This is a genomic window from Sphingobacterium sp. UBA7253, assembly GCF_002472745.1.
GTDB lineage: Bacteria > Bacteroidota > Bacteroidia > Sphingobacteriales > Sphingobacteriaceae > Sphingobacterium > Sphingobacterium siyangense.
Map to the genome: position 1 here is coordinate 2,033 of NZ_DKSP01000244.1, position 22,778 is coordinate 24,810.

The 22,778-nt window shown below is 39.2% G+C and carries 21 protein-coding genes; 5 read left to right on the top strand and 16 right to left on the bottom strand.

Features of this window, described 5'->3' with window-relative positions; genetic code table 11:
• Positions 1 to 231: 231 nt before the first annotated feature.
• Genes B2X72_RS25340 through B2X72_RS25350 form a run of 3 tightly spaced genes read right to left on the bottom strand, consistent with a single transcriptional unit; the run spans position 232 to position 2,736 of the window.
• On the bottom strand, positions 232 to 687 hold the full coding sequence (locus B2X72_RS25340; protein ID WP_075993991.1) for an NUDIX domain-containing protein: 456 nt from the start codon (positions 685 to 687) through the stop codon (positions 232 to 234).
• A 38-nt stretch (positions 688 to 725) separates the two neighbouring features.
• On the bottom strand, positions 726 to 1,472 hold the full coding sequence (locus tag B2X72_RS25345; RefSeq protein WP_088162775.1) for a hypothetical protein: 747 nt from the start codon (positions 1,470 to 1,472) through the stop codon (positions 726 to 728).
• A gap of 52 nt (positions 1,473 to 1,524) precedes the next feature.
• Positions 1,525 to 2,736, bottom strand: a complete 1,212-nt coding sequence (locus tag B2X72_RS25350; protein WP_198385981.1) for a DEAD/DEAH box helicase — start codon at positions 2,734 to 2,736, stop codon at positions 1,525 to 1,527.
• 206 nt (positions 2,737 to 2,942) lie between these two features.
• On the opposite strand from B2X72_RS25350, the gene B2X72_RS25355 reads away from it, so the two are divergent.
• Positions 2,943 to 5,357 (top strand): alpha-ketoacid dehydrogenase subunit alpha/beta, encoded by a 2,415-nt coding sequence (locus tag B2X72_RS25355; protein WP_088162773.1) that lies wholly within the window; start codon positions 2,943 to 2,945, stop codon positions 5,355 to 5,357.
• Positions 5,358 to 5,418: 61 nt separating this feature from the next.
• Here the strand turns inward: B2X72_RS25355 and B2X72_RS25360 are convergent, their stop codons facing one another.
• From B2X72_RS25360 to B2X72_RS25380, 5 genes are all read right to left on the bottom strand, one after another.
• Positions 5,419 to 6,273, bottom strand: a complete 855-nt coding sequence (locus tag B2X72_RS25360; protein ID WP_145328704.1) for an ROK family protein — start codon at positions 6,271 to 6,273, stop codon at positions 5,419 to 5,421.
• The gene (aroC, locus tag B2X72_RS25365) at positions 6,260 to 7,366 is read right to left on the bottom strand and encodes a chorismate synthase (protein WP_075993987.1); all 1,107 of its coding nucleotides are present in this window, start codon (positions 7,364 to 7,366) and stop codon (positions 6,260 to 6,262) included. The genes B2X72_RS25360 and aroC overlap by 14 nt, the downstream gene beginning before the upstream one ends.
• A 204-nt stretch (positions 7,367 to 7,570) precedes the next feature.
• Entirely contained in the window at positions 7,571 to 8,821 is a 1,251-nt protein-coding gene (gene aroA, locus B2X72_RS25370; protein WP_145328702.1) for a 3-phosphoshikimate 1-carboxyvinyltransferase, read from the bottom strand.
• On the bottom strand, positions 8,821 to 9,933 hold the full coding sequence (locus tag B2X72_RS25375) for a chorismate mutase (protein ID WP_046671824.1): 1,113 nt from the start codon (positions 9,931 to 9,933) through the stop codon (positions 8,821 to 8,823). The genes aroA and B2X72_RS25375 overlap by 1 nt, the downstream gene beginning before the upstream one ends.
• A gap of 46 nt (positions 9,934 to 9,979) precedes the next feature.
• Complete coding sequence (locus B2X72_RS25380; RefSeq protein ID WP_046671823.1) at positions 9,980 to 10,804, bottom strand: prephenate dehydratase; 825 nt, start codon at positions 10,802 to 10,804, stop codon at positions 9,980 to 9,982.
• Positions 10,805 to 11,377: 573 nt separating this feature from the next.
• Between B2X72_RS25380 and B2X72_RS25385 the strand changes: the two genes are divergently transcribed.
• The 4 genes from B2X72_RS25385 to B2X72_RS25400 are packed head-to-tail and all read left to right on the top strand — an operon-like array spanning position 11,378 to position 14,203.
• Positions 11,378 to 11,854 carry a thermonuclease family protein gene (locus B2X72_RS25385; RefSeq protein WP_120333375.1) on the top strand — a complete coding sequence of 159 codons (477 nt, stop codon included), beginning with the start codon at positions 11,378 to 11,380 and terminating at the stop codon, positions 11,852 to 11,854.
• Positions 11,855 to 11,868: 14 nt separating this feature from the next.
• A complete protein-coding gene (locus tag B2X72_RS25390) occupies positions 11,869 to 12,738 on the top strand; it encodes an EamA family transporter (protein ID WP_145328700.1) in 870 nt (289 codons plus the stop codon).
• A complete protein-coding gene (locus B2X72_RS25395) occupies positions 12,735 to 13,352 on the top strand; it encodes an IMPACT family protein (protein ID WP_145328698.1) in 618 nt (205 codons plus the stop codon). Before B2X72_RS25390 ends, B2X72_RS25395 begins: the two co-directional genes overlap by 4 nt.
• Positions 13,349 to 14,203, top strand: a complete 855-nt coding sequence (locus B2X72_RS25400; protein WP_145328696.1) for a nucleoside phosphorylase — start codon at positions 13,349 to 13,351, stop codon at positions 14,201 to 14,203. The genes B2X72_RS25395 and B2X72_RS25400 overlap by 4 nt, the downstream gene beginning before the upstream one ends.
• 102 nt (positions 14,204 to 14,305) lie before the next feature.
• On the opposite strand, the gene rodA is transcribed toward B2X72_RS25400, so the two are convergent.
• From rodA to B2X72_RS25440, 8 genes are all read right to left on the bottom strand, one after another.
• A complete protein-coding gene (gene rodA, locus B2X72_RS25405; protein ID WP_145328694.1) occupies positions 14,306 to 15,571 on the bottom strand; it encodes a rod shape-determining protein RodA in 1,266 nt (421 codons plus the stop codon).
• On the bottom strand, positions 15,564 to 17,546 hold the full coding sequence (gene mrdA / locus B2X72_RS25410; protein ID WP_120333379.1) for a penicillin-binding protein 2: 1,983 nt from the start codon (positions 17,544 to 17,546) through the stop codon (positions 15,564 to 15,566). The genes rodA and mrdA overlap by 8 nt, the downstream gene beginning before the upstream one ends.
• A 27-nt stretch (positions 17,547 to 17,573) precedes the next feature.
• On the bottom strand, positions 17,574 to 18,092 hold the full coding sequence (locus B2X72_RS25415) for a hypothetical protein (RefSeq protein WP_046671817.1): 519 nt from the start codon (positions 18,090 to 18,092) through the stop codon (positions 17,574 to 17,576).
• A complete protein-coding gene (gene mreC / locus B2X72_RS25420; protein WP_075993981.1) occupies positions 18,085 to 18,927 on the bottom strand; it encodes a rod shape-determining protein MreC in 843 nt (280 codons plus the stop codon). Before mreC ends, B2X72_RS25415 begins: the two co-directional genes overlap by 8 nt.
• A 91-nt stretch (positions 18,928 to 19,018) precedes the next feature.
• A complete protein-coding gene (locus B2X72_RS25425; RefSeq protein WP_046671815.1) occupies positions 19,019 to 20,044 on the bottom strand; it encodes a rod shape-determining protein in 1,026 nt (341 codons plus the stop codon).
• 441 nt (positions 20,045 to 20,485) lie between these two features.
• Positions 20,486 to 21,796 carry an NAD(P)/FAD-dependent oxidoreductase gene (locus B2X72_RS25430; protein ID WP_075993980.1) on the bottom strand — a complete coding sequence of 437 codons (1,311 nt, stop codon included), beginning with the start codon at positions 21,794 to 21,796 and terminating at the stop codon, positions 20,486 to 20,488.
• A 253-nt stretch (positions 21,797 to 22,049) separates the two neighbouring features.
• Positions 22,050 to 22,382, bottom strand: a complete 333-nt coding sequence (locus B2X72_RS25435; RefSeq protein ID WP_075993979.1) for a 2Fe-2S iron-sulfur cluster-binding protein — start codon at positions 22,380 to 22,382, stop codon at positions 22,050 to 22,052.
• Positions 22,383 to 22,384: 2 nt separating this feature from the next.
• Positions 22,385 to 22,778 (bottom strand): NAD(P)/FAD-dependent oxidoreductase (locus B2X72_RS25440; protein WP_286852014.1); only part of this gene is annotated, 394 nt, incomplete at its 5' end.

A 22,778-nucleotide genomic window follows, 5' to 3' on the forward strand; every position in this document is an offset into this window, starting at 1 on the left:
ATTAAAAAACCTATAGGACTAGGAATTTACAAATTCAATAAACCAATGTATGTATCCATCCCACGCTTCTCTACTTTTATTCCTCGTCACATGCGAGATGTCAAATAAATAATAAAATGTAATTATTAAGGTCAATACTTTAAAAAAATCAAGTATTTCCATTGGTTTACGTAAAGATATGTCTTTATTTTTTAAATACAAATAAAAATGATGAAAATTGAAAAATTATTATTATTTGACTGTTTTTAAGAATTCTTCCCAGGCGATTTGATCTGTTTTGAAGGTCAAATCTGCCGTTAAAACCGATTCAATTGGTACCCATCGAAAAGATTGGAGCTTATTATCTTCAGGTCTCTGATCAGGATCGAAATCAAAAGCTTTGGTAGTCGTTCTGATCTGAATAGCTGAGGTATTCTTTACCTGATAGTAAATCGATATGATTTGGCTATCGTTAAAGCTTGATTTCTCATAAAAGTCTGTGGTATAAATATGTTTAACCACAGCAATGTCAAAGTCACATTCTTCCTGATACTCCCGGATCAAAGCATCCAATAAGCCTTCCCCGTATTCTAAGCCCCCACCAGGGAATTTGGTAAATGAAACATTTTCCGTTCTTTCGTCGCTGATCAATACCTCTTGATTTTCATTGATCAATATTCCGTACACTCTTACGTTAAATGGAAACATGGGTTAATTATGTTTGTATATATTTAGTTTCTGTTTTTTTACAGTGGCATAAAACCATTGTCTACTGCAAATTCATCCAATCCGATATAGGAATAATGTCTGGGAAGAAACCAGCCTATTGCTTCCATGATATTGGTAAATTCTTTTTCAGTCCTGAATTGATTTGCAACGATATTGAATGCCAAATCTTGTGAAGCATTTTCTTCATCTTTATAATTACGGGCTAGGAGCATAACCTTTGTGTTCTTTACGCCATAATAATCCAAAAATTCACGTAATTGGGTGCGGACAGCCTGTGGAAGAATTGTCTCGGCAGGTTGCCCCACTAATATTTCTTCATCTTTGCCGATAATCGTCTGTTCATTTTTCTTAGAGAAAACACTATCATCTGTATAAAACTCTCCGTTTAAAAAGTAGTTAACTAAGTCGCCATAGGTGAATACCCAATCTGGGTTTTCATTTTGTGTATTGATAGCAATACCAAAACCTTTTGGCAACACGAAATCCTTTAGCCGATTTTTAATGACAAAAGCCTGAAAGTTCTGATCCTTCGGAACACTTTCAAGTTGAAAATAGGGAAATCCGTCAGGCCCAACAACCACTTCTGTTTCTGCTAATTTTAAGGTACATTCAGCAATATTAGCCAGAAATATATCACGCCACTCTTCATTCCGCTCTTCAAAGGGAACTTCCATCAGGCTATTTATTATAATCGTTTTTTCAAGGTCTCCCAATCGATTATCATTCGCATTGTTGCTATCGTCAAATAAATGTATTGTATTCATCTCGGATTGTGATTTTTTGATTTGCTGGTAAAAGTAAAAGAATATTTATTAATTAACGACGTTTTCTAGATTTCGAGGCACCTTTTCGTTGATTGTTTTGGCTACTGGAAAGCATTTTCTCCCAGCTCAATAAATAAGGATGTTGATCATCAATTTTAATTTGCCGTTTTAAGGATAACTGTAATTTTATCCACTTTTCATTGTCCTCTGCATCGCAAAAGGTAAACGCCTTTCCCGTCGCTTCCGAACGGCCTGTTCGCCCAATTCGATGCGTATAGAGCTCAGGGCTATCCGGAATCTCGTAGTTTATGATAGCCTCTAGGTCTGGAAAATCTACACCTCGAGCCAAGAGGTCCGTCGCAATTAATACACGTATCTCTTTTTGTCTGAACTTATCAATAATCTCTTCTCGTTTTTGCTGTGATTTATCGCCATATAATGCCGAGCAAGAAATGCCGTGTCGATCTAGATCTGTTGCGATCCGTTCTACTGCATGAACTGTTCGCGTGAAAACAATTACCTGCCACGAGACACGGTTCTCAAGGAGATAACGGAGAAGATTCTTTTTATCATTTTTATCGACATAGAGTACAGATTCTTCTATTTGGCCTTTTTTGGTCTTTGCTTCTAGGTTGATCTCGACAGGGTTACTTAATCTCTTTCGAACAATTTTTTCGATTTCAAGGGTTTTCGTTGCCGAACTGAAAATGGTTTGTCTCTCAGCGGGCAATGTGCCGATAATTTTATTGAGTTCTTTCGTGAAACCGAGATCCAACAATTGATCGAATTCGTCGATCACCAATGTATCTATCGTTTTTAGATCGATAATACCTTGTTCAATAAAATCCAACAAGCGTCCTGGAGTAGCGAGGATCATCTGGGCTTTCGGATAAACTTCAAGTTGACTTTCATAAGTTCCCCCACCATAGAAACTAGCGATAGTCAAATCCATACCATCGATAAGGCCTGATATGCGCTGTTTGGTCTGTATACAGAGTTCCCGTGTAGGAAGGAGTATAAGGACCGATAAGTGGTCTGCGGTAATCTTGGTTCGTAAGCGCTGAATAATAGGGATGGCGAAAGCCTCCGTTTTACCCGTGCCGGTTGGGGCAATCGCCAAACAGTCTCTACCATCCAAAATGGCAGGGATAGCTATTTCTTGAATAGGTGTAAGCGAAGAAAGCTTTTGTTTTTCAAGATTAGCGACAAGGATTTTATCGAGTTTAAGTGCTGAAAAATTCAAAATAATGAATGTAAAACCCAAAAATAAAAATTTAAAAGGACAATGGTGTTTTTGCCTGCTTATAGGAATTAAAAATCTGTAAAAATTAGGATTTTTTGTCAAAAAGTACTAATTTGAGAAATTAGAATATTCTATTTCAAATCTGAGTTATTGATTATCAATTTATTTGATAAACACCAATTATATAGAATAATATTTTTGTTAAATTTGTTGAAACAAAAAAGAATATGTTTGATACTGCATTTGACCAAAACAATGAATCTATTTCCACTTTGAGCTTTGACGAGTTCAAAAAGATTATTGTGAATGATTATCGAACTGCCTTAGAAAGTCGTTACGTGAGTTTATTGGGACGTAAAGAAGTGCTTACAGGTAAGGCTAAGTTTGGTATTTTTGGCGATGGAAAAGAATTGGCACAAATCGCGATGGCTAAAGTTTTCAGAAATGGGGACTGGCGGTCGGGATATTACCGTGACCAAACATTTATATTTGCTTCTGGCATCAGTGATGTCTACCATTTTTTCTCTCAATTATATGCCCATCCCGATGTCGAGGCAGATCCTTCTTCTGCAGGAAGGCAAATGAACTGCCATTTTTCGACTCGTGTTGTGGACGACCAAGGGAACTGGTTGGATCAAATGGTTCAGAAAAACTCGTTTTCAGATATTTCGACCACCGGTGGTCAGATGGCAAGATTGCTGGGCTTGGGCTTGGCTTCTAAGTTGTATAAGCAGAATAGAAATTTAGACTACCTATCTTATTTTTCAAATAGAGGAAATGAAGTTGCATTCTGCACTATCGGAAATGCAGCGACTTCTGAAGGTGTATTTTTTGAAGTTATTAATGCCGTAGGTGTTCACCAGATTCCAACAGTGATTTCTATTTGGGATGATGGATATGGGATATCTGTGCCCAATGAAATTCAGACAACAAAGGGAGATATCTCAGAAGTCCTCAAAGGTTTTCAGAAGGAAGAACTGACAAACGGAATTGAGATATTCAAAGTGAGAGGATGGGATTATGCGGGTTTATGTGAAACGTACGAACAGGCTGCCCATATTGCGCGCGAGAAACATATTCCATGTTTGATTCATGTGACCGAATTGACGCAGCCTCAAGGACATTCTTCTTCAGGTTCACACGAACGGTATAAATCGCAAGATAGATTACAATGGGAAACTGACTTCGATTGTCTAGCGAAAATGAAAGAATGGATCTTAAGTTCTGGTATTGCTACCATAGAGGAATTGGATCAATTGGATCAACATGCCAAAGACCATGTTCGTCAAGAACAAAAACGGGCTTGGGCCGATTATATTAAAACGTTGAGTATTGAAGCTAGGGAAGCCATTGATTTACTTCAGGGTATTCCAAATGAGCGGGCTGATTTTGCGTCAAAGAAATTACAATCGATGGTTGAGCCTTCTTTGAAAGAGGTTTACGGCCAGGTTCGCAAGGTATTGCACGAGCTTAAAGGTCAGCATAGTGATGGGCGCCAGCAATTGTTAAATTGGTATAAAGAGAAGCAGGAACTGAATGAGAAACGTTATAATTCGAAATTATTTACAGATGGTGTAGATTCACCTGCTCATGTGACGGTCGTACCTGCAGTCTATAGTGAAGAAGCTAAAGTGGTCGATGGACGTGAGGTTTTGAATCTATGTTTTGAAGAGAACTTTAGACGTGACGAAAGACTATTAGCATTTGGAGAGGATGTCGGTAAGATTGGAGATGTGAATCAAGGTTTTGCAGGTTTACAAGAAAAGCTTGGTGTGCATCGCGTGTTTGATACCGGTATTCGGGAGAATTCAATTATAGGAAAAGGATTGGGTTTGGCAATCCGTGGACTTCGTCCAATTGCTGAGATCCAATACCTGGATTACCTAATCTATGGAATTACGGTAGCAAGTGATGATTTGGCAAGTTTAAGTTACCGCACCTTTGCTGGTCAGAAAGCACCATTAATTATTCGTACACGTGGCCATCGATTGGAAGGTATATGGCATTCGGGCTCACCTATGTCGGTAATTTTAGGATCCTTGAGAGGTTTGCATGTATGTGTGCCGCGTAATATGACACAGGCAGCAGGCATGTATAATACGTTGTTCCGCTCTGACGAACCGGCTATTGTTGTCGAATGTCTGAATGGGTATCGTCTAAAAGAGCGTCTACCAGAAAACGTCGGTGAATTTACGGTACCAATCGGTTATGCCGAATGTGTTAAAGAGGGAAGCGATATTACTGTAGTATCCTATGGTTCAACGTTACGTGTTGTTGAAGAAGCGGCTGTGGAACTGGAGCGCTTGGGGATATTCATCGAAATTATTGATGCACAGACATTGCAGCCTTTTGACAAAGGAAAACTTTGCGCCGAATCGCTGAAGAAAACAAATAAACTACTTATTGTAGATGAGGATGTACCTGGTGGGGCTTCAGCTTTCATCTTACAAGAGATCTTAGAGAAACAAAATGGCTACTATCTATTGGATAGTCAGCCGAGAACACTGACTGCAAAAGCACATCGCCCACCATATGGTTCCGACGGGGATTATTTCTCGAAGCCATCTTCTGACGATGTTGTCGAGACAGTGTATGCAATTATGCATGAAGCTAATCCAGAAAAATATCCATCTATGTTTTAATAGATGGATACTTTTTTGCTTGACTAAGCTAAATATTCCAACGGGTGGGATGATTCTTTTCTTAATTGAATATACTCGCAGCACCAATCATAGCTGCTTTTTCACCAAGTATTGCGGTGTAAATTTGAAATCTTTCAAATTCTTTTCGGTCACCAATGAAAATAGGTAGCGCCTTAGCGATATTGCCACCGATTATAAATATTTCAGAAGAATGTTTCTCTGCGAAGAACTGCATAAAATCAAAGAGATGTTTAGCATACTCATCTTTGATGACTTGAAATTCCTCAGTTTCCCGATGATTATCTAAAATCTCCTTAAGTCCCGTAACATCTTTTCCTGCTACTTCTTTGAAACGTTTGACGAACCACCGTGTGACAAGAAATTCTTCGAAAATACAATCTTCATAAGGGCTGTTCCATAGGGCGGCATCAAAGGCCTTCTCACCTTTATTCCATACCGCAGATCCAAGTCCAGTACCCAACGTAATTCCTAATATCCGGTTGTTTGTTTGCAAGTTCTGTACGAATATTTCACCTTGTAGGAAGGCTGCTGCGTCATTGATAAAGTGAATAGACGTAGGCGAAAGTCCCAATTCTTCAGCTAAAAGAGTTTTGACATCTTTATTGTAAAGATTGTCGTACTTGCTTTGTCCCTGTATTTTAGATATTCCATTTTCGTAATCAAAGGGGCCCGGCATAGCAATGCCGATGAACTGAATTGGAGCAGGAGAAGTGGCGATGATATCGCGTATAGCTGATTCCCAGGTTTGTAAAATCGTTTTAGCATCTCCTTGAGAAAAAACGTGGTTTCTGGCCACGTTTTCTAAGTATATATTCCATTGTTTTGTGTCAATGATACAGGCAGAAATATGTGTGCCTCCAATATCAACACCTACGACATAATTATCTTGCAGCATGTTTGTAACTTTGATTTTTAAGTAGATGATCCGCGATTACAAGTGCTGCCATAGCTTCCACAATAATTACTGCTCTCGAAACAACACAAGGGTCATGTCTTCCCTTGCCACTTGCAATAGCAGGGTTGCCATGGATATCCACTGTTTCTTGATCTCTCATGATAGTGGCAACAGGCTTAAATGCTACTTTAAAAGTAATATCCATACCATTTGAAATCCCTCCCTGAATCCCTCCAGAGAAGTTGGTATGTGTGTGCACTCGATTTAAATCATGGTCATCTGCTACAAATATATCATTATGTTCGGAACCTCGCAACTCCGAACCTGCAAAACCTGAACCATATTCAAAACCATGTACAGCATTGATGCTCATCATTGCTTTTGCAAGGTCTGCATGGAGCTTATCAAAGACCGGGTCGCCTAAACCAACAGGGACATGTCTGATGACAGCCGAAATACGTCCGCCAACCGTGTCACCCGCTTTTCTGACCGAGTCGATAAACTCAACCATTTCATTTGCTGTTGCTGGATCTGCACAACGTGCAATGTTAGCTTCCCGTAATTCAAGCAAAGCTTTTAGATCTTTGGTATCTACATTTGGTGCCTCGATGGTGCCTACCCCCGAAACGTGGGCAAAGATTTCTATGCCAAATTGATTCAGGAAGCTTTTTGCTACTGCACCTGCAGCAACACGGGCAGCGGTTTCCCTCGCCGAAGACCGTCCACCACCTCGATAGTCACGGATACCATATTTCATCTGATAGGTGAAATCAGCATGGGAAGGTCTGAAGATATCTTTGATATGTGTGTAATCTTTCGAACGCTGGTCTTCATTTGGAATAACAATTGCTATTGGTGTTCCCGTTGATTTCCCCTCGAATACGCCAGATAAAATCTGTGCGGTATCACTTTCTTTTCTTTGTGTCGTGATCTTAGATTGACCTGGTTTACGTTTATCGAGCTCAGACTGGATAAATTCCTCGTCTATTGTTATATTTGAAGGGCAACCATCAATAATTACACCTATAGCTTTGCCGTGTGATTCGCCAAAAGTGCTAATTCTGAATAAATCGCCAAATGAATTTCCTGCCATAAAAATTAAATTTCAATAAACTTAGATAAATTTGCCTTTAAATGCAATTCTAAAGCACCAGACTGACTACAAATTTATGGATCTGTAACTCGTATATGGCCTAATAGATTACATCACAATTTTCTGTCCCAGGCTAAAGGCTATCTGGGAGATTGAATAATAAAACAGAGATTAATGTTAATGTTAATCCCTGTTTTTAATATGTTAGTCAATTACAAAAGCTTGCGCTTGTAAATGTTTCCAAAAATCAGGATATGATTTTTCTACAACTTGAGGTTCAGCAATCTTGATTTGGTCAAAAACTAAAGCCAGCGGCGCAAATGCCATCGCCATACGGTGATCCTCGTAAGTGTCGAAGGTCACATCTTCAGGCTGATATACCTGTGCTGTTTTCAGGTGATAAGTATCACCATCTTCGATCAATTCAGCACCGAACTTTGCGATTTCGGTCTGTAACGCAGCGATACGGTCGGTCTCCTTAATCTTTAAGGTTTCTAGACCTGTAAAGGAAACATCACGTTTTAAAGCTGCTGCGACAACGACTACTGTTTGCGCGAGATCAGGACATTCTTTAAAGTCGAACAACGTTTTGTCTGAATTGATTTCTTTTTTATTTAAATGCAATCCATCCGATTCAAAGCTCGAATAAACACCAAAATGCTCCATAATGTCTGTGATGGCAATATCGCCCTGTAAACTATGTTGTCTTAGTCCGGGCAATACAATCGATGCAGTTGCGTCGGCTAGTGCTACAATAGCATACCAGTAGGATGCTGCGCTCCAATCTGGCTCGACATATATGGTTTGCTTTTCGAATTCTTGCGGTGCAATTTTAATCGCATTCTCCGTCCATTCATGTTGGATCCCGACACTTTTAAGCATATCTAAGGTCATGGATACATAAGGTCTGGAAGTTAATTCGCCTTCAATCTCTAACGTAAGTCCCTTTTTTAATGCCGGAGCAATTAATAGCAAGGCCGATATGTATTGACTGCTGATATTTCCTTTGATCTTAACACGGTCTTTTCCTTGAAATAATCCACCTTCAATCTTCAAAGGAGGGTACCCTGCCTTTTTTTCATAATGGATTTCGGCGCCAATTTCTTTCATGGCATCAACCAATATTCCGATTGGACGCTGTTGCATACGCTCTGTCCCCGTCAGGATGAAATTGCCTTTAACAAGGTTGAGGTAAGCTGTAAGGAAGCGCATTGCCGTTCCCGCAGGACCTATGTCAATCGTATTATAACCGGGTTGCGGTTCTGATGCGATTTGCAATACGCGGTTTAGGGTAACTGTATCTGCAGCCTCAGAGAGGTTGGCTATTTCAACTTGTCCTTTACTTAACGATTGGATAATAAGAGCACGGTTGCTCTCAGATTTTGAACCTGTGAGTTGGACCGTGCCCTGTATCTTTTTTGAAGGATGCGTCAGCGTGATGACTTGTTGATTCATTATGCTTCTGCTGTTGGTTGCTCCTGAGTATTCATGACCGCATTTTGTTTGCGGATAGATTCGTTGTGAATTAATTCCAGGAATTTCGTCGCAAATTCGCTACCCAAAGAAAGCGCTTCCGCTAATTTTGTGCGTTTTTGAACAATTTCATCCCAACGGTTAACTTGCAAAATTGTCACGTTGTTATCGCGTTTGTATTCCCCGATTTTCTCAGCTATTTTCATGCGTTCACCAATTTTTTGGATGATCAAATCATCTAATTTGTCGATGTTGCTACGCAATTCTGCTAATTTATCTTCGAATGAAGGATTGTCAGAAGCTGCTTTACGTAACGTCAAGTGGTCGATCAACTCGGCCAATGCAGCTGGCGTTACTTGTTGTTTTGCGTCAGTCCAAGCGACAGATGGATCAATATGTGATTCGATAATCAATCCTTGCATATCCATATCCATTGCTTTTTGTGCGATGTATGGTAACAATTCGCGGTTTCCACAAATGTGACTTGGGTCGTTGATAATCGGTAGATTAGGACAAGCAGTTTTTAACTGAATCGCTAAATCCCACATCGGTTCATTACGGAATGCTGTTTTCTCGTAAGAAGAGAAACCTCTATGAATAGCACCTAATTTTTTGATTCCAGCACGGTTGATACGTTCCAATGCACCGATCCACAACGATAAATCTGGGTTTACAGGGTTTTTAACAAATACTGGAATATCTACACCTTGTAAAGCATCAGCAATTTCTTGCACGGTAAATGGATTGGCAGTTGAACGTGCACCTACCCATAGTACATCCACACCAGCAGCCAAAGCTTCTTCCACGTGTTTTGCAGTAGCAACTTCAGTAGCTGTTAATAAACCTGTTTCTTCTTTCGCTCTTTTCAACCACTCCAAACCAATTGAACCGATACCTTCAAATTCTCCCGGACGAGTACGTGGCTTCCAGATACCAGCACGTAAAATATTTACTTTTCCGGTATTTGCCAACAAATGTGCTGTCGATACCAGCTGCTCTTCTGTTTCAGCACTACAAGGACCTGCGATAATTAAAGGTTTGTCTCCTGTGTCCAACCAAGATTTTAAAGGAGTGATGTCTAATGTATTTTTCATGTTAAGTTTGATTATCTATTTTAATATTGTATGCGTAAATTGTTAATTATAGTTTTTCGTTTTTGACATACTCGCCCATAATATTGAAATTGACACTATGTTTGAGTACTTTACGTATTGCTGCTTCGTAGTCTGTTTGTTTTTTCCATTCTACGTCAACGAAAAAATCATATTCATTGCGTTTTCCGATTACCGGCATTGACTGAATTTTGCTCAAATTGATATTCTGTTCGGCAAAGCATTGTAAAATAGTCGCCAGGGATCCTACTGTATTTCCTGTTTGGAATGATAATGATGCTTTATTGGCATTCTTATGTTCGACAACTTCATTAGATAATACGAGGAAACGCGTTGCGTTCTTTTTATTGGTTTCGATTCTCTTTTCTAATATTTCAAGACCATAGATTTCAGCAGCCAATGTCCCAGCAATTGCAGCAGTATCCGTTAATTTTCGCTCCGCAATCATTTTCGCAGTTGCAGCGGTATCAGATCCCTCGGTTATACGTACACCTTCAAGTTCAGAAAGAAATTCCTCACATTGGCGAATGGCAATTGGATGCGATTCGATGTGTTTAATATCCTTTAACTTAACGCCTGGCAGTACCATGAGATTCTGTTGAATGTTTAGGTAAACTTCCCCAGTGATATGGAACTTGTAATCTCTCAATAAATTATAATTCGGTAATAGACTTCCCGCAATTGAATTTTCGATCGCCATAACGATATAGTCGACTTTTCTTTGCTTCAGCAATTCACAAGTTTTTTTAAATGAATCACATTCTACAATTTCAACTTCTCTTCCGAAAAATTTAAATGCGGCCTCTTCATGAAATGAAGCCTTTGCTCCCTGTATTGCAATTTTTAAACTCATTGTTTTTTTGTTCGCTATGTTGTCTCCAAAAAAAAGAGTCCCGATCATTTGAACCGGGACTCTTCTTGTTTGTATTTTTTATGATTTATACACAATCTAATCCCGGCTCTTATTTTTAAAATAAAAGAAGTTAAAATAGAAATATGTATACGTTCTGTTCATCCTGTTGTTGTTTGACATTTCAAATGTACGAATGTTTTTGAAATATCAAAGAAAAAAAATAATTTTTTATTATAAATATTGAGTTAATTTAATGATTTTTTTATGTGTTTTTATGTGGTTTTTTTTGATTAATTTTTAGTGATTTATTTGTGATGTTTTTAAAGTGTTTATTTTGCTTTAATGTTGATATTGTATTGTTGTTTAGTTGCTTAAGTTTTTGTTTTGTTGTTTTTTTTTATAGTAAATTATGTTTTAGTGTTATTTTTTATATTGAAAATAATTGTGTTTTTATGTGATTTTTTACTGTTTTTTTTGCATTAAATTTATGTGTTTTTAATATTAATATTTCCGTTTTTTTTGACTGTTTTGTTGAAAAAGTATTTTACTACCTTTGGGCAAACGCTGGATTTTATGCTAAAACGAAGTAATTTTTATGTATGTGGATGTATGATCTGTTTTTTATTGACAGGTTTTACTTTTAAAGGAGAGGAAAAAGAAGCGAGGGTAAAGCGTGTTATCGATGGTGATACCTTTGTCATTGAAAATGGAACCTCAAAAGGGGAGAAAGTTAGGTTGATAGGGGTAGATGCCCCGGAAACGAGACGGACAGCACGCAAGGAAATCGGTTACTATGGTCAAGAAGCAAAGCAGTATTTAACGGCAATGCTGAATGGAAAAAGTGTAAAGTTAGTCTTTGACGTTGGAAAACGGGATCGGTATGGAAGACTTCTTGCCTATGTGTATATTGGAAAGAAATTCGTCAATCGGGATTTGGTTGAACAGGGGTATGCAGTATCCTATACACTAGCACCAAATGTACAATATGCAGATTTATTTGTAAAATTGGAACGTCAGGCTCGTCAGGAGAAACGTGGCCTTTGGAAATAAATGAATTTTGAATCATGATTTTTGTTTTATTAAGTGTCATCTGCAGCGTAACCGTTGCTGTTTTATTAAAATTGGCAAAACAAAATGGAGTCGAAACTAAACAAGTTATTGTTTGGAATTACCCCATGGCGGTTGCGCTGACCTATTTTGTATTGCAACCGGATCTAAAATCGCTCGTATGGGATGCTATGCCGGTTACGTTGTATACGAGTCTGGCGATACTACTTCCAGGGATGTTTGTTTTTATAGCTTTGTCCATTCGCTATAGTGGTTTGGTCAAGACAGAGATTGCACAACGCCTATCGTTGTTTATTCCCCTGCTTGCATCATTTTTCTTCTTTCATGAAAAAATGGAGGGACATAAGATGCTCGGAATAGCCCTTGGTTTATTAGCCATCTTATGTTCTATTGGCTGGCAAAAAAATCAGCACAATAGCTCGATGGCTGATAGTCGTTATAAAGCACTTTATCCATTATTGGTATTTATCGGTATGGGTATAATTGATATCCTCTTCAAACAGGTCGCCTTGCATGTTATTATACCTTATATCAGTTCCATGTTTATTATCTTTGTGATGGCGATGTTTATTGCAATGGTGTTATTGCTGTATTTCCTTTTTGTGGAAAAGCAACGTTTTTCAAGGCAAGCTGTGGGATATGGATTGGTTTTGGGAGTATTTAACTTCTGTAATATCCTATTCTATATGAAAGCGCATCGTGCCCTACCAGACAATCCATCAGTCGTATTTACTGGGATGAATATTGGTGTGATCTCATTGGGCGCTCTAATTGGCGTCTTATTTTTTAAAGAAAGGTTATCATTATTGAATTATTTAGGCATAGCGCTTTCTATTGTTTCAGTTTTAATCATAGCATATCTATGAGTTTATTTGAAGATACTTACCGGACTATTGATGCAAAATACGAGGGAATTTTTAGGGATAAGGGCAGTAAATTTATTGCTTATGCTTTTCCATTTAAATCCGAAGACCAATTAAAAGATCTGATCTTGGAAGTGAAAGCGATTCATCCGAAAGCTAGACACCATTGTTGGGCTTATCGTCTCACGCCAGATCGTGCTGTTTTTCGTGTGAATGATGATGGAGAACCGTCGGGGACAGCAGGACGCCCAATTTTGAACGTTCTCCTGTCGATGGATGTAACCAATGTTATCGTGATTGTCGTTCGCTATTTCGGTGGTACATTATTGGGTGTCCCAGGCTTGATTAATGCCTACAAATCAGCAACCCAAGATGCTTTGACCCAAGCAGAAATTATCAAGCGTACAGTGAATGACCATTATGGTATTACCTTCGATTACCTCCATATGAATGATATTATGCGGATCATAAAGGAAGAGGGCGTCGAAGTTGAAAAGCAGGAATTTGATAATCAGTGTTATTTGGAGTTTGAAGTCCGAAAAATGCAAGTCAATCGAGTTGTTGATCGGTTTTCCAAAATAGAAGGTTGTCAGTTAACTTATTTATATACGATATGATCAACGAATCGGAATTGATTTTAAACGCAGATGGCAGTATATATCATCTGAATTTGTTGCCGGAAGATCTGGCAAGTACAGTAATTACGGTCGGTGATCCAGACCGTGTAGCGAAAGTCTCGAAACACTTTGATCGTATTGAACTCAAAAAAGGGAAGCGTGAGTTTATTACGCATACTGGCTATCTGGGAAATAAACGGTTGACGGTAATCTCAACAGGTATAGGTACTGATAATATAGATATTGTGTTGAATGAACTGGATGCGCTGGCGAATATTGATTTTGCCAATAGAACCGTAAAGACTTCGCTGACTTCATTGGATATTATTCGCATTGGAACTTCTGGAGCGGTACAACAAGATGTTGAGATGGGAACTATTTTGGCCTCTGCATATGGAATAGGTCTTGATGCATTGATGAACTATTATCAGGGATCTTACGATGGCGAGGAGCAGGCGCTTCAGGTTGAGCTAGCCGAATATTTTTCCGCATTAAACTTAAAGCCCTACGTTGCAAAAGCTGGCGCAAGCCTTCTGGATCGAATAGCCTTTGATTTACCGAAGGGAGTAACCTTGACTGCGCCCGGATTTTATGCTCCGCAGGGAAGGACTGTCCGATCAACTAATACGATTCCCAATTTTATAAACTTGATCAGCTCCTTTCAATATAAAGATCAGCGTTTCACCAACCTGGAAATGGAAACAGCTGGTATTTATGCATTGGCTAACATGTTTGGACATCAGGCTTTATCCATCAATGCAATTTTGGCAAGTCGGGTAGATGGCCGGTTTTCTTCCGCACCTGAAGAAGTTGTGGATAAAGCTATACAGCTCGTTTTGGAGCGTATTTAACCGTTTGTCTGTGCAGGCAAGGGAGACTTTTTTTTTCTCAATTGATGCAGTAAAAGAGTTGAGAAAAACTAAATAAGGCTACAAATAGGAAAGGAGTTGTTTTTAGACAACTCCTTTTCTATTTGAATCAAATTTAAGCATGATAAACAGTAAAATGGTGAAACTCCATAAGGATGAACCACCGTAACTGATAAAAGGCAGCGGAATTCCGATAACCGGAACAATACCTATTGTCATACCGATATTGATAAATAAGTGAAAAAAGAGGATGGACGCTACACCGTATGCATATATCCTGGCGAAGGCTGAACGCTGTCGTTCGGCGATATGAATAATGCGTAGCAGTAAGGTGAGATAGATAAGTAATAAGGTAACCGATCCAACAAATCCCCACTCTTCTCCAACGGTACAGAAAATAAAGTCCGTACTCTGCTCAGGCACAAAATTGTATTTCGTTTGGGTTCCCTGTAAGTAACCTTTGCCTAGAAGCTGCCCCGATCCAATTGCAATCTTCGACTGATTCAAATTATATCCTTTACCTTTAGGGTCTTCCATTTTGCCTAGGATAATGTCAATACGGTCGCGTTGATGGGGTTGTAGGACATGTTCATAGACCAAGTCTACACAGAGAACAAATACAGCACAGGCTGCAAAAAGTATACTTAGATTAATAATGTATTTCCTTCTCTTGCGGTAGTTCCACATGACAAGGCCAATGAGTAATGCTAAAATCAAGATAAGTATCCATGGCTTGACCAATAAAGCAAGGACAAAAAGTAAAATGCAAAGACCGCCAAATATAAGTAGCTCATTATTTACGTAGCCCTCACGGTAAAAGACAAAAATCAACGAAAAGAACGCAAGGGCAGATCCCGTATCGGGTTGTAACATCACCAAAAATACAGGGAATAAGACAATACCGGCTCCCATTGCCAGTGTCTGCATAGTCGGAGCTTTATTACTTTGAGAACTTAAAAAGTTAGCCAAGAGCAGACAGGTTGAAAGTTTTGCAAACTCAGAAGGTTGCAAGCGGAAAAAGCCTAAGTCAATCCATGCCTGATTTCCGCCGACATTTCGTCCTACAACGAGCACGATGACAAGCAGGACAGCTGTTATACCATAAAATATCGGTGAGGCGGAACTGAAAAATTTCGCGTCTATGATCAGAATGGATACTCCTAGAATAATTGCAGAAACAAGATATAAAGATTGTTTTCCATAATTGGTTCCTAAGGTAAAGAAATTGGGTAGTTCAGGATTAAATACAGCCGCACGGATATTGAATAAGCCAATTAAGCATAGCGCAAGCCAAAGAGTGATGGTTAGCCAGTCTATCTTTCCAAAGAAACTAGTTTTTTGATTATTCATATCTTCTCTTTATCTCGCTATGGTGAACAATTGTTTCCTTTGGTTTTGTTAAGGCCGCCAGCTGACGTTTCGATTTTAAAGTGTCGGTTTTCGATTTGACTGAGTCCGTTTTCTTTACTTCTTTGGCCTTTGGATCGACAACCTTTTTTGGTGCAGGAAGAAAATTCGCTTTATAAATGCGGTCCTGAATATATTTTGGTGCAGTTATCGTGTCTTTGAGGTATTTCTCAACCATCATACTTGCGATAGGTCCTGCCCAGGTTCCACCGTAACCAGCATTTTCAACAAAGACAGCAATGGCAATTTTAGGGTTTTCTCGAGGCGCAAAAGCAAAGAAAACGGCATGGTTTTCTCCGTGTGGGTTTTGTGCTGTACCCGTTTTTCCGCACATTTCGATGCCTGGGATACGATTGGCCCATGCGGTACCTTCGGGCGTATTGACAGCATCACTCATCCCTTGGATAACAACCGGATAATACCGCTCATCCACGCCGGCACTGACTTTTTCGGTGAATTCCTTCTTGGCAATTTTCTGTGCGCCAATACCTTTAATCAGATGGGGTCTATAATAAAAACCTTTGTTGGCAACGATAGCCATAATATTGGCCATTTGCAAGGGGGTTATACCCATTTCCCCTTGTCCAATAGATAAGGAGATATTGAAACTTGAACGCCATTTATCGTTTCCATAGCGTTTGGTATAAAAATCTGACGTAGGTAGTAAACCTGGTTTTTCACCCGGCAGATCAATGCCTAGTTTATGGCCAATTCCAAACTGTGTTACTGCATTGCGCCATAGATCGTAAGCCTTAGGTCCCGAAAGCCCACGTCCGTCGATCATCTTAGCATAGGTAAATCCATAGTAGGTGTTACATGATACAGCTACAGATCGCTGTAATGTAGTTGATCCATGATAGTGCGTACAGCCCATCCAGCCGCGTCCACCACCATAGCTATATCCATGCGGGCAGAAAAATACCGTATTGCGATCAATAACACCGGCCTGCTGCGCAGTCAGTGCTGAAACAACCTTAAATACAGAGCCTGGGGGGTAAGAGGCTTGAATAGGACGGTTAAAAAGCGGTTTGGTGTCGTCTTTCAATAATTTCATATAATTATTGCCAGACTGTCTTCCAACCATCATGTTTGGATTGTAACTCGGACTACTTACATACGCTAATATTTCACCTGTTGCAGGTTCAATAGCGACAATGGACCCCAATTTATTTTTCATGAGGTTTTCCCCTAGAATCTGGAGGTCCTTATCCAAAGAGGAAACCAGTCCTTCCCCTGCAACAGCAAGTGTATCGTATTTCCCCTCCATAAATACCCCTTTCGGGCGGTTCAGCGCATCAACCATTAAGTTGTTGACACCACGTTTTCCGCGAATAAGGTCTTCATAAGAACGTTCTACCCCACTGCGACCAATATAGTCACCACTACGATAAAACCCGTTGGAGCGTTCAATATCTTTATCATTTACCTCACTCACATAACCCAAAAATTGAGCAGCTATGCTGTCGGGATAACTTCGGATTGTTCTTTTTTGGACATAGAAACCACGAAATTGATATTGGTATTCCTGATATTGGGCCCATGTTCGTACAGAAAGCTGTTTTTCAAAAATGGATGCACGGTAAGGGGAGTGTACTCTTGCCTTTTCCATCCGTTTAATAAAGCCTTCCTTGTCAATGTCTATCAATTTGCAGAACAAAGCGGTGTCGATTTCTTTCACCTCACGTGGAGTAACCATAAGGTCATATACCGGTTCGTTTTGAACTAATACCTTTCCCTTTCGGTCCAATATAACCCCTCTGGCCGGGTACACAATGACCTTGCGCATGACATTGCTGTTTGCGGAATGTATATAGGAATCGTCTATGATCTGTAAATAGAATAAGCGAGCCACCAAGGTCAATGTGATGGCAATAAAGATTCCCGAAACGACGTACTTACGCGCAAAAAAACTGTTCATAGAAATGAATTTCTATCCATCGATCTACTACAACCGATCTTTCTTTTTGTAGAATAATATGCTAAATAATAGCATGATAATTACTGTAAATATACAACTTAAAACTATACTCAATAAGGTGTATTGGATGTGCTGGAAGGAAAAAGATTCCAAGAGATACAAAAATGTATGATGGATCAATGTTCCGAAAAAGATGTAGGAAAAGAACCAGCGAATATTCATGAAGCCCAACATCGGGGTAAAAAAAGATTCGCGTTCTTCAACTTCGAGCGTAATTTTCATGAAGAAAATACGGAAGGCTGCCAATGCAACACAGGCTGCGGTATTGACACCAAGGGTATCATAAAATGAATCTACGGTAAGTCCCGTAAGAAATGCGATCAAATACACCAGGAAATTAGGTGTTCCTGTCGGAAGTAAAAAAATAAATAAGATATAAGGAAATGCAGCGACCAGATTGTAATAACCGATATTTTGAAATAGGAAAACTTGCATGCCTATCAAAACGATAAATCGAATAATATTAAATATTAAAATCCTAGCCATTGTCCTTTGTCGATTCTTCTAGTGTCTTTAATTCTTTATTTAACAGGTCTTTTACAACGTAGACATGTTGCAAATTGGAGAAATTGGTGCTCAACAATAATCTAAGATCCAAAAAAGCATCTCCTGAAGAAATACCTGTCTGAATGACCGTTCCGACAAAAATTCCTTTTGGAAAATGTCCTGAATATCCGGAGGTATACACTTTATCTCCTTTGTTGACTTTGATGTGGTTTGGAATTTCCTTGACCATTGCCGCGCGGTAATCCATGCTATTGCCCCATACCAACGAGCCAAAGACCTCGGTGTGGCCCAGTGTAACGGATATACGCGTATCTGGATGCAATAGGGATTGAACGGTAGAGAAGTTAGGGGAAACATTCAATACAATACCAACTACCCCGTTGGGAGCGATAACACCCATACCTCGCTCTATACCATCTTTACTGCCTTTATCGAGTGTAATCGTATTTGCCTTTTGGTGAATGCTATTGTTGATGACATTCGCAATAATAAATTCGTAACGCCCAAACTCACTGCTATCGATTGCTGGGACAGGACCAATCTTGATGCTGTCAGTTGATCGATAGGCTTGTAAGTCCTTTCTTAATTGTGCATTTTCCTTTGCAAGTGCATCATTAGTCTCCCCGAGGTGCAGATAGCTTTTCCAGGAATTGACCTTTGCATACAGGCCTCCGATGATACTATTTGAAGAATTTAAAACAGAATTACGTTGGAAAGAATTGTTGGTGATCACCAAAAATAACGAGAATCCAAAAAATAGGATAAACCAGAAGAATGCATTGTATCGTCTCAGGAATAACCAAAGGTTTCTCATTTTTTAATGTGGGTATTTAATAAGCAAGCGATATAATAGTTTTGCATATTATATCGCTCTTTAATAAAATATTGTTATTAATTATCGAACGTTATGATTGCATCAAGAATTTAAATCGTCCAATATTTTTAAGTGCAATACCAGTTCCTCTTACGACAGCACGTAATGGATCTTCGGCAATATGTACTGGAAGTTTAGTTTTCGCTTGTATACGACGGTCCAAACCGCGCAATAATGCACCACCACCGGTAAGATAAATACCTGTTTGATAAATATCCGCTGATAATTCTGGTGGGGTAATTTCAAGTGCTTTTAAGATCGCCTCTTCAATTTTTGAAATGGACTTATCTAGACAATGCGCTATTTCGGTGTAAGAAACAGTAATTTGCTTAGGAACACCTGTCATCAAATCACGGCCTTGAACAGCGAAATCTGCCGGTGGTTCCTGCAATTCAGGTAGAGCAGCACCCACTTCAATTTTGATTTTTTCAGCCGTACGTTCACCGATCATGATGTTATGTTGTCTTCTGATGTATTGAACGATGTCAGAGTCGAAGTTATCACCAGCAACACGAATGGACTGGTCACATACAATACCCGATAAAGCGATGACAGCAATTTCAGTGGTACCACCACCGATATCGATAATCATATTACCCATTGGTTCTTCCACGTCAATTCCGATTCCTACAGCAGCAGCCATGGGTTCGTGAATTAAATAGACTTCTTTGGCACCCGCAATTTCTGCTGAATCACGCACAGCTCGTTTCTCTACTTCCGTAATACCGGAAGGAATACAAACAACCATACGTAGGGAAGGGAAAAACCAGCTCTTACCATTGTTTACCAATTTTACCATACCTCTGATCAGGTGTTCAGCTGCCGTAAAATCAGCGATTACTCCATCACGTAAAGGACGTACTGTCTTTATATTGTCGTGTGTTTTACCCTCCATTTGCATGGCCTGGCGACCAATGGCGATCACTTTGTTTGTGGTGCGGTCAAATGCAACAATAGAAGGTTCATCCACTACTACTTTGTCATTATGAATTATTAGGGTATTTGCAGTACCCAAGTCAATCGCAACTTCTTGCGTAAACCAATTAAATAAGCCCATCTGCTAATCCTTAAGCTATTTTAAAATAATATGCAAACCTACACAAAAAAAATTAATCTTTTTGAGGTTATACATCAAAAAAAACTACATTCTGAAAGTAAATTCTATCTGGAAAAAACTGTCTTTAAATTTAACGAATATAATCTGTAATTCTTACGTCCTAGGTGAAGTTATTTTTAATTGGATGCGGTGTTAAAAAAGAATTAAGCCGGTGTTTTTGAAATCATTGACCGCGAGAAGAAAGAATCCAATCGGGAAAAGGTGGTTTTGACAACTATCTGGAGAGGGCTGTTGTTTCGAAGGGTTCCTACACGCTGTTGTTATATGTTTTTAGCGAATGGATTAAACAGGTAAAATAGAGGTAAAAAACAGCGCCATTATCGTTTGGGATAATGGCGCTGTCGGGGTATTGAAATAGTTTATCTAAACTCCAATTGAAAGTTATTGGGCTGTTTCAGCCTGTTGTTCTTCCGGAGTCGGCTCATCATATTTGTGGAAGATCAAACGCACACCACTGTTTTTGGTGAAAAATTTGATCGACCAGTTTACGAATGTGATCAATTTATTTCTGAATCCATAGATGGACATCAAGTGGACAAACATCCAGGTCATCCAGCCAAAGAATCCATTGAAATGGATTTTTCCCATGTCAACGACAGCTTTATTACGACCTACCGTAGCCATGGACCCTTTGTCGAAATAGTTGAATTTCTCAGTTGGTTGATTGGACATTGTTTGAAGAATGTGTTTGGCAACATAAGCTCCCTGTTGCTGAGCCACCGGTGCAACACCTGGTAGGCCGCGAGGAAGGTCATCTGTGATAAATGCCGAAACATCACCAATGGCATAAACACCTGGCATATCGATAACACGACATTGATCATCTGTCTGTATACGGTTACCACGTTGGATAATCTCCTTTTTGAAACCATTCGGATACTGCCCAGCTACACCTGCTCCCCAGATAACAGTTTTTGTTTCGATACTTCTGCCATCGGCGAAAGTAATTGAATTGCCATCATATCCAGTTACCTGAACATTCAATAATACTTCTACACCCAAATCTTTGAGGTACTTTTCTGAATCTTTAGAAGATTTTTCAGATAAGTTGGCCAATACTTTTGGAAGTCCTTCAACCAGGTAAACCGACATCTCAGATTTTTTCAATTCTGGATAATCTTTCTCAAGAACATTGTTTTTGATCTCTGCGATTGCCCCCGAAAGTTCTACACCTGTTGGACCACCCCCAACAATAACAAAGTTCAAATTAGCTTTACGATCAGCAGGGTTTTCTATTCGTACTGCTTCTTCGAGGTTCTGTAAAACATAGCTTCGAATATTTAATGCTTCTTGTATATTTTTCATCGGCAAAGCATATTTCGTGATTTGCTGATTTCCGAAGAAGTTCGTGGTAGCACCTGTCGCAACAATTAAATAATCGTAGTCAAAATCACCAACATCTGTTCTTACAATCTTAGCCTCATTGTCTACGCTTTTTACGTCAGCAAGTCTAAAATGAAAGTTGTCTTGGCCTTTGAACATTTTGCGAACAGGGAAGGAGATGGAGTCCGCTGAAAGAGTGCCCGTGGCAACTTGGTACATCAATGGTTGAAAAGTATGAAAGTTATTTCTGTCCAGCAACAGAACTTCAACTTCCTTATTTTTAAGCTTTTTAGCAACTTCAATTCCTCCAAATCCAGCACCAATAATGATTACTCTTGGGAATTTTCTATTTGAACTATTGCTTGGCATATTTTTAATAGTTTGTTGTAAAAATTCGGTACAATCGAATTAAGCTGCAAATATCTTAAATTTTGGCTCAAAAAGCTAAAAAATATTTATTTATTATGCTGATATGTTGTGAATTTTATTGTAAAGAGGCTAATTCTTTCAATAATATGTTTTGTAGTTGTTTGATTTTTAGCTCTTTATAGTGTACATTGTACCCTTTGAAAAAAAAAGATGTATAGTGTCATCATTGTGTATTTTATACACAATGATGACACTATTGTAGCGCGCCTTTGATCTTGATTTTCATGCCGTTATTGGTATTCTGTAAATGCAGCTGACAGGCAAGTCGACTTTGATCATCGGCATCCGGAAGTGTGTCCAGCATGTCGAGCTCCTGATCACTCGCTTCGGGAAGTGTATGCAGGCCTTCGACAACTTCGACATGGCAGGTAGCGCACAGCGCCATACCACCACAAGTGGCCAGAATTTCATATTCGGATGCCTTTAAAATCTCCATGAGTGAAAGATTGATATCGGTAGGAACTTCCAGGATATTTTCGGTCCCATCCCGATCAATAACAGTGACTTGAATTAAATTATCGTCCATGGCTAGAAAGTATTTATACCGTTTACAGTGGTGTATTTGAATGTCAATTTTTGATCGGGATAGACAAATTTAAAGGCACTTTGACACATCAGGGCAGCCTCATGGTATCCACAGAGAATGAGTTTCAGTTTGCCTGGATAGGTGTTGATGTCTCCTATAGCATAGATCCGTTCGATATTGGTTGAGTAATCAAGCGTATTGACCTCTATCGCATTTTTATCGATATTTAATCCCCAATCTGCGATTGGACCAAGCTTCGGCGTAAGACCGTATAAAGGAATAAAATAGTCTGCATCTGTTGCTGTGACTTCTTTTTCTTTATTTGTTGTTTCAACATGAGACAAGTAGTCATTGCCATGAATATTGGTCAGATTGTGGGACAATAATAAGTTGATC

Coding starts and splice junctions, on each gene's coding strand:
- rodA (WP_145328694.1), bottom strand. CDS start 15,571: ATGAATAATCAAAAAACTAGTTTCTTTGGAAAGATAGACTGGCTAACC.
- aroA (WP_145328702.1), bottom strand. CDS start 8,821: ATGAATCAACAAGTCATCACGCTGACGCATCCTTCAAAAAAGATACAG.
- B2X72_RS25390 (WP_145328700.1), top strand. CDS start 11,869: ATGATTTTTGTTTTATTAAGTGTCATCTGCAGCGTAACCGTTGCTGTT.
- mrdA (WP_120333379.1), bottom strand. CDS start 17,546: ATGAACAGTTTTTTTGCGCGTAAGTACGTCGTTTCGGGAATCTTTATT.
- B2X72_RS25345 (WP_088162775.1), bottom strand. CDS start 1,472: ATGAATACAATACATTTATTTGACGATAGCAACAATGCGAATGATAAT.
- B2X72_RS25425 (WP_046671815.1), bottom strand. CDS start 20,044: ATGGGCTTATTTAATTGGTTTACGCAAGAAGTTGCGATTGACTTGGGT.
- mreC (WP_075993981.1), bottom strand. CDS start 18,927: ATGAGAAACCTTTGGTTATTCCTGAGACGATACAATGCATTCTTCTGG.
- B2X72_RS25415 (WP_046671817.1), bottom strand. CDS start 18,092: ATGGCTAGGATTTTAATATTTAATATTATTCGATTTATCGTTTTGATA.
- aroC (WP_075993987.1), bottom strand. CDS start 7,366: ATGGCAGGAAATTCATTTGGCGATTTATTCAGAATTAGCACTTTTGGC.
- B2X72_RS25385 (WP_120333375.1), top strand. CDS start 11,378: ATGCTAAAACGAAGTAATTTTTATGTATGTGGATGTATGATCTGTTTT.
- B2X72_RS25375 (WP_046671824.1), bottom strand. CDS start 9,933: ATGAAAAATACATTAGACATCACTCCTTTAAAATCTTGGTTGGACACA.
- B2X72_RS25395 (WP_145328698.1), top strand. CDS start 12,735: ATGAGTTTATTTGAAGATACTTACCGGACTATTGATGCAAAATACGAG.
- B2X72_RS25360 (WP_145328704.1), bottom strand. CDS start 6,273: ATGCTGCAAGATAATTATGTCGTAGGTGTTGATATTGGAGGCACACAT.
- B2X72_RS25430 (WP_075993980.1), bottom strand. CDS start 21,796: ATGCCAAGCAATAGTTCAAATAGAAAATTCCCAAGAGTAATCATTATT.
- B2X72_RS25380 (WP_046671823.1), bottom strand. CDS start 10,804: ATGAGTTTAAAAATTGCAATACAGGGAGCAAAGGCTTCATTTCATGAA.
- B2X72_RS25340 (WP_075993991.1), bottom strand. CDS start 687: ATGTTTCCATTTAACGTAAGAGTGTACGGAATATTGATCAATGAAAAT.
- B2X72_RS25400 (WP_145328696.1), top strand. CDS start 13,349: ATGATCAACGAATCGGAATTGATTTTAAACGCAGATGGCAGTATATAT.
- B2X72_RS25355 (WP_088162773.1), top strand. CDS start 2,943: ATGTTTGATACTGCATTTGACCAAAACAATGAATCTATTTCCACTTTG.
- B2X72_RS25435 (WP_075993979.1), bottom strand. CDS start 22,382: ATGGACGATAATTTAATTCAAGTCACTGTTATTGATCGGGATGGGACC.